We start from the raw sequence: 12839 nt of genomic DNA, 5'->3' as shown, positions 1-12839 counted from the left end.
ACGATCCCGCATCTGCCGGCATGGGTGCGCTCGGCGGGACACGTCCGCCCCGGATGGGACCACGGCATGCTCACGGCCGAATTGCGCATGGCGGCAACGCCGTCCACGGTCTGGTCGATCATCACCGACACCACGATGTGGCCGCAATGGGGACCCACGGTCTCCGTCGCACAGGTCGACGGCGACGCCCCACTGGCCGCCGGCGTCCAGGGAACCGTCACGACCACCGTGGGCGTCCGCCTGCCGTTCGAGATCACCGAGTTCGTCGACGGACGCGTCTGGGCGTGGACGGTGGCGGGTGTACCCGCGACGCGTCACGAGGTGAGGCCGGTCCGAGGCGGAACGGTGCTCAGTTTCGGAGCACCGATGTGGGCGGCCGGATACCTGCCGGTGCTGGCGCTCGCACTCCCGCGCATCGAACAGATCGCGCGAGGTGACGGTCGGTCACGGGCTGCCCGCAACCGAATCGGCCGACGGTAGCCTCGTCACCGATGAAGTGGACGGTAGTCCGTGTTCTCTCGGCGAGGAGGGGTCGGTGCAGTACGACGAAGTGATTCTGGGGCGTAGGAGCATCCGCGGGTTCACGCCCGACCCCGTCCCCCGAGAGCTGATCGAGGAAATCCTCACCCTCGCCATGCGGGCACCGTCGTCGATGAACACTCAGCCGTGGAACTTCCACGTGATAACCGGCGAACCGCTGGATCGCATCCGCGCGGGAAACACCGAGCGCAACCTCGCCGGTGTGCCCCATTCGCGAGAGTTCCGGACAGGCGCGGAGAAGTTCACCGGCACCCATCGTGACCGCCAGGTCCGGGTCGCCAAGCAGCTGTTCGGCGCGATGGGCATCGCCCGTGACGATGTGGACATGCGGCAGGACTGGGTGCTGCGTGGATTTCGTCAGTTCGACGCCCCCGTATGCGTCATCGTGACCTACGACCGCATTCTGGATGGTAGCGACGACACCCCGTTCGACTGTGGTGCTGTCTCGACTGCGCTGGTCAACGCCGCCTGGTCGCGGGGCCTGGGCGCGGTGATCAACAGCCAGGGCATCATGCAGTCGCCCGTGGTCAGAGAGCATGCGAGCATTCCGGACGATCAGGTGATCATGAAGAGCATCGCGCTGGGCTGGCCGGACGAGACTTTTCCGGCCAATACCGTGGTCTCCGAACGCAAGTCGATCGCTGAGGCCGCCACGTTCGTGGGTTTCGATCGATAGCGGCGCGCGCGCAGGTCGGGCCGGACCAGCGGGGTGGTGGGGTCATCCGTAGAGACGCTCGACCCCCGCGGATGTCGACTCGGGGGGTGGAAGCTCGACTGCGGGGTAGTTCTCGACATACCGCTCGCCGCGGGCCCCGACGTAGGTGCAGGTGCGCGCGATCAGATCCACCTCATAGCGGACGACTCCGGCGCAAAAGGTGGCTCGAACGAATTCCGGGAAGGTGCTTCGTCCCTGCTGGTCCGCCCGCAGCGCGGTGATCAGTCCCGCTTCGTCGAACGGCGGCATGATGGTCGGTTCGGAATGGAGCAGGCTTCCCGGCTGGAGCACGTCCCCGTCGTCGGTGACGAAGACCATCGACTGCGAGGGCACGTCGAAGTAGTTCATGGTGATCCCGGCCTGACGCATGGCCTCGGCAAGGTACGGAAATCCGCCGATCACGGGACGCACTGCCGCACCACGGGCCGTGGCTGTCGTGACCGTGTCGATGATGGATGTCATCAGGTGACTCCTTGTGTGAAGCTGACTGGCAAAAAAAGGGGGCGTGACTCAACGGTGACACTTCGACACGTAGGTGTCAATACTGCACATGCATGTCAGTATGGTGCTCAGGAGTCAGGCGGCTATCATTCGGACATGGCGGATGCGGTCAGTGCGGAGAAGTTGTTCTCGGAACTCTACGAAGCCGCTGGTGCCGGTCGTCGACTCGGCGAAGGGATCGCCGCGCGAGCCGGCCAGACCCAGGCGCGTTGGCAGACCCTGTGGACGATCGGTGCGGGACCGATGACCGTTCCGCAGATCGCTCGCCGGCTCGGGGTCAGCCGCCAGCACATCCTCCGTCTCACGAACTCGCTCGCCGATGAAGGTCTGATCGAGCAGGTCGTCAACCCCGACCACAAGACGTCCCCACTTCTCAAGCTCACGCCTGCCGGGCGAGACGTTCTCGACTTGATCAACCACGGTGCGAAGGACTCCAACGAACTACTGCTGCAACAGCTCTCTGGCTCCGACGTGGATCAACTCAGGACGTTGCTGCAGCGATTCACCCAGATCGTGAAGTCCATGAGCTGACATGTTCGCGCGACCATCACGCGTGCGAGGCCGCCTGACTCGGCGCCGGCCAACGGTTCGCCGCGGGGATGGCGACGTCACCCGTCTGCAACGATGGATGCGATGAGCACCCCGATCCCACCCGTCCCCGACGACGTCCGGCTGGTTGTCACCGACATGGACGGCACCCTGCTGGACGCAGCCAAACGCATCCCGGACTCGCTCTGGCCATTGCTCGACGACCTCGGTCGTCGGGGGATCGTCTTCAGTCCGGCGAGCGGTCGTCAGGCGGCGACGTTGATTCACCAATTGGGTCATGCGGTTCCCGGTTTGGTGGTCATCGCCGAGAACGGTTCGGTGGTCGCGCGTGACGGAGAGGTGCTGAACGTCGTGCACCTCGACATGGCTGCCGTCAAGGCGGTGCTCGCGCGTGCACGCGGTCTCGCAGCGGAGGGCTCGGCGGATATCGGTGTGGTCCTGTGCGCACCCGATCGCGCATACATCGAGCGCTCGGATGACGCCTTCCTCGAGCAGGTCAGTCCGTACTACTACGCGCACGAGGTGGTCGACGATCTCAGCCGTGTGGACGCCGACTTCGTCAAGGTCGCGGTCTACGACTTCGGCGGGATCGAGACCGTGACCGCCCCAGAGATCATGGCGATCGACGGTGCGATGGAGGTCGTGGTCTCGGGTGAGCACTGGCTCGATGTCATGGCGCCCGGCGTGGACAAGGCCGTCGCCGTCCGTGCGGTCCAGCAACGTCTCGGCATATCACCCGCGCAGACAATGGTTTTCGGCGACTATCTCAACGATCTCGCCATGCTCGACACCGCCGACTGGTCGTACGCGATGGCAAACGCTCATCCCCGTATCCTCGCCGCGGCACGCCACCTGGCGCCGTCGAACGAGGAAGACGGTGTCGTGCGTACAGTCCGTGCGGCGCTGGGGTCACCTGACATGAGTTGAACCCTCGACGGCGGCATGACGTCTTCCGTCGCGCTTGCACCCACCCGATCTTGTGATCGGCGACACACCGTGCTACTTGTTACAGAGTTACATCGAGAGTTTCATTGACTCATGCGGATGTGGTTCTGAGGCCTGAACAGGCAGGGACGGGGTACGCGGATGAACCGAGAACTGCTTCTCGAAGGCCTGGCGCTCTCTGCCGACGACGATGCCGGGCTGACCACCGCCTTCTACGAGCGGCTCTTCGACGATCATCCAGAGGTTCGCGATCTGTTCAGCGCCGACATGCGGGCGCAGGCCTCGATGCTCCAGGAGGCGCTGGTGGCGGTCCTCGACCACCTCGATGATCCGGCTTGGCTGCAGGCGCATCTCGGCTCGCTCGGTGCACGCCACGCCGGATACGGCGTCACGCCGCAGATGTTCGGGCTCGTGGCCTCAACCCTCGTGGCCACGATGGCCGAACGCGCCGGGAGCCAGTGGACCACTCCGATGACCGAGGCGTGGGAGGAGGCGCTCTCGGCTGTGGCCGGCCTGATGCTCGCCGGGTACCCCGAGAACGCGCGATAGGTCTAGGTCCCCACCACCCCACGCAGTCCGTCGTTCCCGAACAGCGGCTCCAGCATCGAGCTGAAATCCGGTCCGCGCCGGAGCATCTGACCGCCGTCGACGTTGATCACCTGCCCGGTGATGAAGCCCGACAGATCGCTCAGCAGGAAGGCCGCCAACTGGCCGATGTCGTCGACCTCGCCGATACGCGGAATCGGCGTGTTGATCCGGTAGTCCTCGCTCAACGCCGCATCGTCGAGGATCGCGGTCACCAGATCAGTGCGGATCAGTCCCGGTCGGATTCCGTTGACGCGCACACTACTTGCGCCGAGTTCGTCCGCAGCGAGCGCGACCAGATGGTCCACGGCCGATTTCGTCACGCCATAGGCGCCGAACCAGCGGTGGGTGTTGCTCGCGGCGATGGACGAGATCGCGACAAAGGAACCACCGCCCGCCCGGACCAGTTCGCGCGCAGAGTGCTTGAGCGTGAACATGGTTCCGTTGACGTTGAGGTCGACGGTGCGCTTCCATGCGTCCGAGTCCATCTGGGTGATCGGGCCGATGGTCTCGCTGCCACCCGCGCACGCGACGACGCCGTGCAACCCGTCGCCGTGCGCGGCTGCGGCGGCCACCGCGGCCGCGATCTGGTCCTCGTCGGTGACGTCGGCGGCATGCGCGAGCACCGGGCCGTCGCCTCCCGACAGCGCGTTGAGGCGCTCGGCGACCTCACGGAGGCGCTCCTCGGTACGCCCGACCACGGTCACCCTGGCGCCACATTCGACCAACACCGCCGCGACGCCGGCGCCGATGCCACTGCCGCCGCCGGTGATCAGGACCGATTTGTTCTTCATATCCATGGGGGCATAGTAGAACGTGTTCTAGATTTGTGTTAGAACACGTTCTAGACCTGTCCTGCCGTGCTCGAAGGAGTCCCATGCACACCCCGATCTGCGACGAGCTCGGTATCGAGTTCCCCATCTTCGCCTTCACCCATTGCCGCGACGTGGTGGTCGCCGTCAGCAAGGCGGGTGGATTCGGTGTGCTCGGTGCGGTCGGCTTCACTCCTGAACAGCTCGAGATCGAGCTGAACTGGATCGATGAGCACATCGGAGATCACCCGTACGGTGTCGACATCGTCATCCCCAACAAGTACGAGGGGATGGACGCCGACATGTCGACCGAGGAGCTCACCAAGATGCTCCAGGACATGGTGCCGGCCGAGACGCTCGACTTCGGACGCAAGCTGCTTCTCGATCACGGCGTTCCGCTGAACGAGGAGGACGACAACTCGCTGCAGCTGCTCGGCTGGACCGAGGCGACGGCGACGCCGCAGGTCGAGATCGCGCTACAGCACCCCAAGGTGAAACTGATCGCCAACGCGCTCGGCACCCCGCCGGTCGACATGATCGAGAAGATCCACGCGGCGGGCCGCAAGGTGGCCGCACTGTGTGGTTCCCCAAAGCAGGCACTCAAGCATGCCGACGCCGATGTCGACATCATCATCGCGCAGGGCGGCGAGGGTGGCGGCCACTGTGGCGAGGTGGGCTCGATCGTGTTGTGGCCGCAGGTCGTCAAGGCCGTCGCACCGCGTCCGGTGTTGGCTGCCGGTGGCATCGGCAGCGGTGAGCAGATCGCCGCCGCCCTCGCGCTCGGCACCCAGGGGGCGTGGACCGGGTCGCAGTGGCTGATGGTCGAGGAGTCCGAGAACACTCCGGTCCAGCAGGCCGCCTACATCAACGCCGGCAGCCGCGACACCGTGCGCAGCCGGTCGTTCACCGGAAAGCCGTGCCGGATGCTGCGCAACGACTGGACCGAGGCCTGGGAGAACCCGAACAATCCGGATCCGCTGGGAATGCCGTTGCAGTACATGGTGTCCGGCATGGCGGTCGCCGCGACCCACAAGCATCCCGACGAGAGCATCGACGTCGCCTTCAACCCGGTCGGCCAGGTCGTCGGGCAGTTCCAGAAGGTGGAGCGCTCCGCCGCGGTCATCGAGCGCTGGGTGCAGGAGTACATCGACGCGACCAGCACTCTGGAGAGTCTGGCCAACGCGACGGTCGGATCAGAGTAGTAGCACCCAGACGAACCGCAGGCCGATGACGGTGAATCCGAGGACGGCGGTGGCCACCAGCCACCGCCGTGCCAGTCGGTCTCGGACGTCACGGTCCCGGCCGGGGTGCAGATACACGTAGGCGGCCGCGACGGCGCACGCCGATGCGGCGACACCGACACCGACGACGATGATCAGCATCACCACGTTCGTCATGTCGTCGAGTTGCCCGCCAAGACCTGATGCGCTCATCTCACGCCCACCCTGCCAGACCTCGTTGCCCGACGCGGACGAAGTGCGGGGGCACGTCGGACGGCGCACCTGTGCCCTGGACAATGGTCGGGTGATCGACAGACCCTGGACCGCGCGACACCGGCCGCGCTCGTGACGACGATGGCGCAAGCACATCGCGGCCAGGCGATGCTGATCTGGCTCGTGGCGCTGTCGGTGTACTTCGTGGCGGTCCTGCATCGGTCGTCGCTCGCGGTGGCCGGACTCCTGGCGGCGGAGCGTTTCGAGATCACCGCCTCGCAGCTGTCGACGTTCGTGGTGCTGCAGTTGCTGATCTATGCACTCATGCAGGTGCCGGTCGGGTTGATGGTCGATCGGTTCGGCCCACGACGGGTGTTGCTGGCCGGCACCCTCATCCTGACGTCGGCGCAGCTCAGCTTCGCATTCGCGGACACCTATGCATGGGCGCTCTCGTCGCGATTCTTCGTCGGAGTCGGCGATGCGATGACGTTCGTGTGCGTCCTTCGCCTGGTGAACTCCTGGTTCCCGGCCCGCCGCATCCCGCTGATGACCCAGCTGACCGGAGTGCTGGGACAGCTCGGCGCCGTCGCCGCGGCAGTCCCGATGACCTGGGCGCTGTCGTCGTGGGGATGGACACACGCGTACCTGGCGACCAGCCTGTGCGGCGCCGTGCTGCTCGTCGCAACCCTGGTGGTGGTGCGCGACTCCGTCGAATCACGATCGACCTCGGGTCCGTTGTTGGGAATGTCCGGGATCAAGGACAGCCTGGCCGCGTCGTGGGAGCATCCGGGCACACGACTGGGCTTCTGGATGCACTTCTCCACGCAGTTCAGTGCCACGGTGCTCGGTCTGCTGTGGGGGTATCCGTTCTTCGTGCAGGGCGAGGGACTCAGCCCGGAGGCGGCGGGTCTCCTGCTCACGATCATGGTGCTCTCGATCATGGCGTTCGGTCCCGCGTTCGCGTGGCTGATCACCCGCTGGCCGTGGCATCGGTCGACACTCGTGCTGCTGGTGATCGCCTCGATCGCGACGATGTGGGCGGTGGTGCTGGCCTGGCCGGGGACGGCGCCGTTCTGGCTGCTCGTCGTGCTGGTGGTGGTCTGCGGCATGGGCGGTCCCGCATCGATGGTCGGTTTCGACCTCGGACGCACATCGAATCCGGTGTTCCGGGTGAGCACCGCGACCGGGATCATCAATCAGGGCGGATTCCTCGCCAGTCTGACCACGGTGGCGCTGATCGGCATCCTTCTCGACTGGCGCACTCCCGACGACGCCGCGGGCTACCCGGCAGCGGCATTCACCTGGGCGATGTCGGCGCAGTTCCTCCTGTGGGGACTCGGCGCGACGCAGATCTGGCGGTACCGCCGTAAAGGGCGCAATCGTCTTCTCCGCGACGACCCCGATCTCTGGTCACGACAGTCAGGACGGCCGATCCCGGGCGGGTGGTGAACTCATCGACACCATCTGACCCGTATGTTGATGCGGGAGTGGGACTTCGGTGTGCCGGCGGAGATCGCCCGGTGACCGGGTCCGACGACCAGGCCGACGATCAGTCCGTCGCGCGACCCTTTGCCGCCTGGATCGCCGTCATCGCACGTTCGGTCAGATCCGGCCACGGTGGTCGCCTCACCACCGCGATGGTGCCCAGAAGTGCTGCCACGAAACCGGTGCTGGCGCCGATCAATGCGGCGCGGCCGGCATCGACGGCCGGTGTCCACGTGGTGGCGCCGTTGGCCACCGTGTACATCCCGATCGGTCGTGACTCCCCCTGTCTGGTGGGGCGGGAGACGTAGATGACGGTGCTGCCGTCCGCCAGCGTCTCGGGCTCGCTGAACTGATCTCTGCTCATGGGTCCTCGATTCTCGCGGGGAACATCGAACGACTGTGTGCAGATCGTAGGCCGCCGCACGCGGCGTACGTTGGTTTCCATGGCAGAAGCAACCGTCACAAGGATCGAGTCCGGCGCGCACAAGGTATCTCGGCGGGTCGTCGTGAACGCTCCCGCCGCAGAGATCTTCAGCCTGATCGCCAACCCGCATCGGCATCCCGAGATCGACGGGTCGGGCACCGTGCGCGACACACCGGTGAAGGGGCCAGACGCGCTGAGCCTGGGTGCGAGGTTCAGCGTCGGGATGAAGCAGTACGGCGTGCCCTACAAGATCACCTCCACGGTGACCGATTTCCAGGACGGCAGAGTCGTCGAATGGCAGCACCCGATGGGTCACCGCTGGCGCTGGGAACTGAACGAGACCTCGCCGACGGCGACCGAGGTCACCGAGACCTTCGACTACTCGACCATCAAGGTGCCCAAGATCATCGAGATCCTCGGCTACGACAAGAAGAACGGTGAGGGGATCGAGGGCACGCTGCGAGCGCTGGCTGCGCGGTTCGCCTGACGCGGAATCCGTCTCATCGATCGCCCAGCGCTGCTGCGATCACCCCGGCCAATTCGATTGGTGTATCACTCTGCACAGAATGGCCGGCGCCCTCGATCACCACGACGTCGGTGGATGCGCTCCGACTCCGGAAACGCTCGATGTCATCGTCGGTGGTGAACGGGGAACGACCACCGCGGACGAGCGTCATCGGCACCTCGGCGACCGCGAGATCATCCCAGAGTGGTTGCACCGGAGGGGCCTTGCGGATTCGGTCGTAGCGCCACACCCAGGTGCCGTCCGAACGCTGCCGGGTGTTGTGGACGACGCCGCGGCGGATCGAGGACAGCGATCGAGTCGGCGCGGCAGCCTGGGTGAGGTCGACGATCTCCTCCAGGCTGTCGAACTCCTGAGGTCCTTCCATCAGGGCCACCGTGCCGCGGGCCTGCCGTTCGAGTTCGGCTGCGCGCTGCGGTGACTCGGGCGTGGCGTCGACGATGACCGCGCGGGGCATCAGATCCGGGTCGGTGGCGGCGAGGCGAATGGTGGTGAGCCCGCCGAGCGACATCCCGACGATCAGTTCCACGTCGGGTGCCAGCTCCGCGATCACCGGGGCGATCGCCAGAGCATTCGGTGCCGGTGTGTAGTCACCGTCCGCGCGCCAGGAGGAGTGCCCATGGCCGGGGAGATCGATGGCGAGCGCCGGCACGCCCAAGGCCAGGAGCACGCTGTCCCACGTGTGGGCGTTCTGGCCGCCACCGTGCAGGAACACCGCCCGCGGATTCGCCGATCCCCACGCGAGGGCGCTGACAACGTGCTCGCCGACCGCCGTGTCGACACGGGTGACCGACGGGATGGGGATCTCGAGACCGAGTTCTGCGGCGTTGTCTCGCAACAGGCTGAACTCGTCATCCACCGGTTCACTGTATCGACCTGCGTCGTGCTCAGGCCGCTGAAGTCGCCGGAATCGCGGCGAACCGATCGGTGCCCTCCACCTCGAGACGCTCCTCGAGCTCTTCGAGGGTGGTGCCCTTGGTCTCGGGCACCGTGCGGTAAACGAAGAGCCACGACACGATGTTGACGGCGACGAACAAACCGAAGGTGCCGGTGGAACCCAGCGCCGAGTTCAGCAGCGGGAAGACGAACGAGATGGCCGCGTTGGTGCACCAGAGGACGAAAACGGCTATGCCCATGGCGAATCCGCGAACGCTCAACGGGAAGATCTCGGACAGCAGCAACCAGACGCAGGTGCCGATGAACATCTGCACGAACGCGACGAACAGCACCATGCACGCGAGGATGATGTAGCTGCGGCTGGTCGTCTCGGGGAGGAGGAAGGCGAGGGCGAGTGCCGCCTGCGACGCGGCCACACCGGCGAACCCGATGAGCAGCATGGTGCGGCGCCCGATGTAGCCGAGCAGGATGATGCCGATGATCGTGGTGACCACCGATGTGACACCGACCGCGATCGTGGCCACCAGGGCGGCGCTGACGCCGAGGCCGCTGTCTTCGAGGATTGTCGGTGCGTAGTAGTTGACGGTGTTGATGCCGGTCGCCTGCTGGACGATGGCCAACCCGCAGCCGATGAGGACGATGCGTCGAATCCACGGGACGTCGCGCAGGACCGACAACGGTGTCTTCGTCGACGAGAGCATGTGTTTGGTGTGCTCGTCGATGATCGCGAACTCGGCGTCGGCCTCCGACGAGGTGCGACTGAGCTCGAGAACCGAACGCGCCTCACCCATCCGGCCCTTGAGGGCATACCAGCGTGGCGAGTCGGGCAGGAAGAGCATTCCGACTAGCAGCGTCACGGCCGGGATCGAGGCCACGGCGAGCATGATCCGCCAGACGTGCGGGTCGCTGACCAGGTGATCCAGCAGTGCGTTGACGGCGAAGGCGAGCATCTGTCCGGTGACGATCATCAATTCGTTGATGGTGACCATCCGGCCGCGTCGATCAGCGGGCGCCATCTCGGCCAGGTAGAGCGGGCACGTCACGGCGGCGGCACCGACACCGAATCCGAGGATGATCCGGGCGATGACCATCGCGGCGACCGACGGCGCGAGCGCGCACGCGAGAGCGCCGACCAGGAAGATCGCGCCGCAGAGCAGCAGCGTGCGCTTTCGTCCGAGGCGGTCGGCGATGCGACCGCCGAACAGCGCGCCGAACGCCGCGCCCGGGAAGAGCAGGGAGCTGACGACCACCGCTTCGGTGAACGACGTCAGGGCCAGGTCGTCCTTCATGTAGAGCAGTGCGCCGGAGATGACGCCGGTGTCGTAGCCGAACAGGAGGCCGCCGAGCGTGGCGATCACGGTGAGTTTGGTCAGGAAGCGTCCGTGAGACGCCGTGGATTGCTGGGTGGTGGACATTCGGGGGTCCTCGTTCCGCCGGGAGTTCTCGATCTAACGCGCGTTAGTAACGCGCGTGAGGTCTATCATGTGGGGCAGACGCAACTGTGTCAACCGTCACTTTCAGGGGAGGGTGTGCCGTGTCACCTGGTTCATCGGACAGCAAGGCCCGTCGTCGGCCGACGATGGCGCAGGTCGCCGAGCGTGCCGGGGTGTCGCGGACGTTGGTGTCCTTCGTGCTCGACGGCAAACCCGGCGCCAGCGATGAGACGCGGCAGCGGGTGCTGGCGGTTGCCGACGAACTCGGCTATCGGCCCGACTCGGCGGCCAGGACGCTGGCGTTGGGACGCAGTCGCACGCTCGGGGTCCTGATGGACGTGCGGCAGCTGTTCCAGGCCGAACTCGTCACCGACATCCACCCGGTTGCGGAGAAGTACGGCTACGAGGTGCTGCTGTCGGCGAACCTGCCGAGCAGGCAGGAGAGCGCGTCCATCGATGCGCTGCTGGCTCACCGGTCAGGTGCGGTGATCCTCCTCGGTCCCAGCTCGTCTCCGTCGTACCTGGCCGACCTGGCGCAGCGGGTCCCGACGGTACTGGTGGGGCAGCGTCTACCCGGCAAAGCAATGGAGGGTGCGATGGCCACCGTCCGGACGAACGACGCCAAGGGGATGCGCGAAGCGGTGGACTACCTCGTCGGACTGGGCCATCGCGACATCGTGCACGTCGACGGCGGCCACGATCCGGGTTCGAGCGACCGTCGGCGTGGCTACCGCAGCGCGATGACGGCCAACGGACTCGGCGCCCACATCTCCGTTGTGCCCGGCGCGCACAACGAGATCGCCGGTGCCGATGCGGCGCGGGTGATCATGGCCGCGCCGCGCCTGCCGACCGCGATCCTGGCCGGCAACGACCGTTGTGCGCTCGGCCTCCTCGACGTGCTGACCCGTGCCGGCATCGACGTGCCCGGCGACGTGTCACTGATGGGCTACGACGACAGTCTCCTGTCCGACAACCCACGCATCGACCTCACCACCATCCACCAGGATGCACACGGGATCGCCTGCAAAGCAGTCGAACTCGCGATCGGATTACTCGAGGAGACGCAGTCCGGGCCGATCGACGAGGTGCTCGAACCCACCCTCATGGTTCGGGGGACCACAGCCGTGCCGCGACGCTGATCGGCGCCACGCGTCAGAGCCGCCCGAGCAACTCCGCCTTCTTCGCCGAGAACTCCTCGTCGGAGAGAATCCCGCGCTGATGCAGTCCCGCGAGTGATTCGATAGCGGCGATGATGCCGGCGGAATCGTCTGTCGGTCCAGGTGTGCTCGGGGCGTACTGGGGAGCCTGTTCCTGGTATGCGGGCGGCGGTGCCGGCTGCTCGTAGGTCTCCTGGGGCGCCGGCGCGGCGACCGGTGTCTCGGCCACCTGCTGTGTTCCGAGCTCCTGCAGACTCGAGACATCGAAGGTGCCGAACTGGCTGGTGAAGTTCACCGAGCCGTACGCGCCGCCCTGTTGCTGTTGCACACCGCCGATGTTGTGCTCGCCGGTGTCGAAAACCCTTGTGACACCGTTGACCTGGATCGCCAGCCGCCTCGTGCCGGGAAACACCGCGTAGCGTGCGTCGTTCTGCCCGCCGGACGAACTGGGGACTCCGAGATCACCCGGCCACCAGTTGTTCGAGGTGAAGCCGGACCGATAGCCGGTCTCGGCGGGCGGGAAGATGGTGGTGGTCGCCAGCAGCTGGGACAGTTCGGCGCACAGCGAATCGACGCGAGCCTTGAGCGCGTTGTCGAACATGTTGCCGACCATCGTCATACCGCCGCGCATCCACTGCCCGGAGCCGCCCAGTTCGGGGATGGAGAATTGCGCCATCGTGCCGCCGCCGTTGTTGACCGCGAGGAGCATGGCCAGCACCGCATCGCGGGAGAGGCCGTGGCGTTGCGCGATGTCGATGATCGCGCTCTCGGCTTCAGGGGTGACCGTTGCGTTCATGGTGGTGTGTCTTTCGTCGTCCGGTGTCGGTCCGAGCGTACCCA

Annotated in this window: 16 protein-coding genes; 9 read left to right on the top strand and 7 right to left on the bottom strand. The window is 66.1% G+C overall.

What is annotated here, in order from left to right; all coding sequences use genetic code 11:
- Positions 1–66 precede the first annotated feature (66 nt).
- Positions 67–480 (top strand): SRPBCC family protein, encoded by a 414-nt coding sequence (locus tag D7316_RS16170; RefSeq protein WP_124711387.1) that lies wholly within the window; start codon positions 67–69, stop codon positions 478–480.
- A gap of 55 nt (positions 481–535) precedes the next feature.
- Entirely contained in the window at positions 536–1216 is a 681-nt protein-coding gene (locus tag D7316_RS16165; RefSeq protein ID WP_124709157.1) for a nitroreductase, read from the top strand.
- Between the two features lie 42 nt (positions 1217–1258).
- On the opposite strand, the gene D7316_RS16160 is transcribed toward D7316_RS16165, so the two are convergent.
- The gene (locus tag D7316_RS16160; protein WP_124709156.1) at positions 1259–1717 is read right to left on the bottom strand and encodes a DUF1398 family protein; all 459 of its coding nucleotides are present in this window, start codon (positions 1715–1717) and stop codon (positions 1259–1261) included.
- A gap of 135 nt (positions 1718–1852) precedes the next feature.
- Between D7316_RS16160 and D7316_RS16155 the strand changes: the two genes are divergently transcribed.
- The 3 genes from D7316_RS16155 (at position 1853) to D7316_RS16145 (ending at position 3799) form a co-directional block, all read left to right on the top strand.
- The gene (locus D7316_RS16155; protein ID WP_124709155.1) at positions 1853–2287 is read left to right on the top strand and encodes a MarR family winged helix-turn-helix transcriptional regulator; all 435 of its coding nucleotides are present in this window, start codon (positions 1853–1855) and stop codon (positions 2285–2287) included.
- 102 nt (positions 2288–2389) lie between these two features.
- Positions 2390–3232 (top strand): Cof-type HAD-IIB family hydrolase, encoded by an 843-nt coding sequence (locus D7316_RS16150; RefSeq protein WP_124709154.1) that lies wholly within the window; start codon positions 2390–2392, stop codon positions 3230–3232.
- A 159-nt stretch (positions 3233–3391) separates the two neighbouring features.
- The gene (locus D7316_RS16145) at positions 3392–3799 is read left to right on the top strand and encodes a globin domain-containing protein (protein ID WP_124709153.1); all 408 of its coding nucleotides are present in this window, start codon (positions 3392–3394) and stop codon (positions 3797–3799) included.
- Between the two features lie 2 nt (positions 3800–3801).
- On the opposite strand, the gene D7316_RS16140 is transcribed toward D7316_RS16145, so the two are convergent.
- Entirely contained in the window at positions 3802–4635 is an 834-nt protein-coding gene (locus D7316_RS16140) for an SDR family oxidoreductase (protein WP_164473804.1), read from the bottom strand.
- A gap of 77 nt (positions 4636–4712) precedes the next feature.
- Here D7316_RS16140 and D7316_RS16135 point away from each other — a divergent pair, with 77 nt between their 5' ends.
- Positions 4713–5849, top strand: coding sequence for a nitronate monooxygenase (locus tag D7316_RS16135; protein ID WP_124709152.1), 1137 nt, complete (start codon positions 4713–4715; stop codon positions 5847–5849).
- On the opposite strand, the gene D7316_RS16130 is transcribed toward D7316_RS16135, so the two are convergent.
- Positions 5841–6080 (bottom strand): hypothetical protein, encoded by a 240-nt coding sequence (locus D7316_RS16130; RefSeq protein ID WP_331852573.1) that lies wholly within the window; start codon positions 6078–6080, stop codon positions 5841–5843. The genes D7316_RS16135 and D7316_RS16130 overlap by 9 nt on opposite strands.
- Positions 6081–6221: 141 nt before the next feature.
- Here D7316_RS16130 and D7316_RS16125 point away from each other — a divergent pair, with 141 nt between their 5' ends.
- Positions 6222–7529, top strand: a complete 1308-nt coding sequence (locus D7316_RS16125) for an MFS transporter (RefSeq protein ID WP_232016933.1) — start codon at positions 6222–6224, stop codon at positions 7527–7529.
- Between the two features lie 100 nt (positions 7530–7629).
- On the opposite strand, the gene D7316_RS16120 is transcribed toward D7316_RS16125, so the two are convergent.
- On the bottom strand, positions 7630–7929 hold the full coding sequence (locus tag D7316_RS16120; protein ID WP_124709151.1) for a hypothetical protein: 300 nt from the start codon (positions 7927–7929) through the stop codon (positions 7630–7632).
- Between the two features lie 79 nt (positions 7930–8008).
- On the opposite strand from D7316_RS16120, the gene D7316_RS16115 reads away from it, so the two are divergent.
- A complete protein-coding gene (locus D7316_RS16115; protein WP_124709150.1) occupies positions 8009–8476 on the top strand; it encodes an SRPBCC family protein in 468 nt (155 codons plus the stop codon).
- 13 nt (positions 8477–8489) lie between these two features.
- On the opposite strand, the gene D7316_RS16110 is transcribed toward D7316_RS16115, so the two are convergent.
- Positions 8490–9371: an alpha/beta fold hydrolase gene (locus D7316_RS16110; RefSeq protein ID WP_124709149.1), complete on the bottom strand. Its 882-nt coding sequence runs from the start codon at positions 9369–9371 to the stop codon at positions 8490–8492.
- Positions 9372–9399: 28 nt separating this feature from the next.
- Complete coding sequence (locus D7316_RS16105) at positions 9400–10824, bottom strand: sugar porter family MFS transporter (RefSeq protein WP_124709148.1); 1425 nt, start codon at positions 10822–10824, stop codon at positions 9400–9402.
- Between the two features lie 164 nt (positions 10825–10988).
- Here D7316_RS16105 and D7316_RS16100 point away from each other — a divergent pair, with 164 nt between their 5' ends.
- Positions 10989–11981, top strand: a complete 993-nt coding sequence (locus D7316_RS16100) for a LacI family DNA-binding transcriptional regulator (RefSeq protein ID WP_124711383.1) — start codon at positions 10989–10991, stop codon at positions 11979–11981.
- Positions 11982–11994: 13 nt separating this feature from the next.
- Here D7316_RS16100 and D7316_RS16095 read toward each other — a convergent pair whose 3' ends face one another.
- Complete coding sequence (locus D7316_RS16095) at positions 11995–12795, bottom strand: SHOCT domain-containing protein (RefSeq protein WP_124709147.1); 801 nt, start codon at positions 12793–12795, stop codon at positions 11995–11997.
- Positions 12796–12839: the final 44 nt, after the last annotated feature.

Source organism: Gordonia insulae (assembly GCF_003855095.1).
Classification (GTDB): domain Bacteria; phylum Actinomycetota; class Actinomycetes; order Mycobacteriales; family Mycobacteriaceae; genus Gordonia; species Gordonia insulae.
This window is presented reverse-complemented; position numbering and strand designations above follow the sequence as displayed.

Coding starts and splice junctions, on each gene's coding strand:
- D7316_RS16100 (WP_124711383.1), top strand. CDS start 10,989: ATGGCGCAGGTCGCCGAGCGTGCCGGGGTGTCGCGGACGTTGGTGTCC.
- D7316_RS16170 (WP_124711387.1), top strand. CDS start 67: ATGCTCACGGCCGAATTGCGCATGGCGGCAACGCCGTCCACGGTCTGG.
- D7316_RS16140 (WP_164473804.1), bottom strand. CDS start 4,635: ATGGATATGAAGAACAAATCGGTCCTGATCACCGGCGGCGGCAGTGGC.
- D7316_RS16155 (WP_124709155.1), top strand. CDS start 1,853: ATGGCGGATGCGGTCAGTGCGGAGAAGTTGTTCTCGGAACTCTACGAA.
- D7316_RS16130 (WP_331852573.1), bottom strand. CDS start 6,080: ATGAGCGCATCAGGTCTTGGCGGGCAACTCGACGACATGACGAACGTG.
- D7316_RS16095 (WP_124709147.1), bottom strand. CDS start 12,795: ATGAACGCAACGGTCACCCCTGAAGCCGAGAGCGCGATCATCGACATC.
- D7316_RS16115 (WP_124709150.1), top strand. CDS start 8,009: ATGGCAGAAGCAACCGTCACAAGGATCGAGTCCGGCGCGCACAAGGTA.
- D7316_RS16105 (WP_124709148.1), bottom strand. CDS start 10,824: ATGTCCACCACCCAGCAATCCACGGCGTCTCACGGACGCTTCCTGACC.
- D7316_RS16125 (WP_232016933.1), top strand. CDS start 6,222: ATGGCGCAAGCACATCGCGGCCAGGCGATGCTGATCTGGCTCGTGGCG.
- D7316_RS16160 (WP_124709156.1), bottom strand. CDS start 1,717: ATGACATCCATCATCGACACGGTCACGACAGCCACGGCCCGTGGTGCG.
- D7316_RS16135 (WP_124709152.1), top strand. CDS start 4,713: ATGCACACCCCGATCTGCGACGAGCTCGGTATCGAGTTCCCCATCTTC.
- D7316_RS16150 (WP_124709154.1), top strand. CDS start 2,390: ATGAGCACCCCGATCCCACCCGTCCCCGACGACGTCCGGCTGGTTGTC.
- D7316_RS16120 (WP_124709151.1), bottom strand. CDS start 7,929: ATGAGCAGAGATCAGTTCAGCGAGCCCGAGACGCTGGCGGACGGCAGC.
- D7316_RS16145 (WP_124709153.1), top strand. CDS start 3,392: ATGAACCGAGAACTGCTTCTCGAAGGCCTGGCGCTCTCTGCCGACGAC.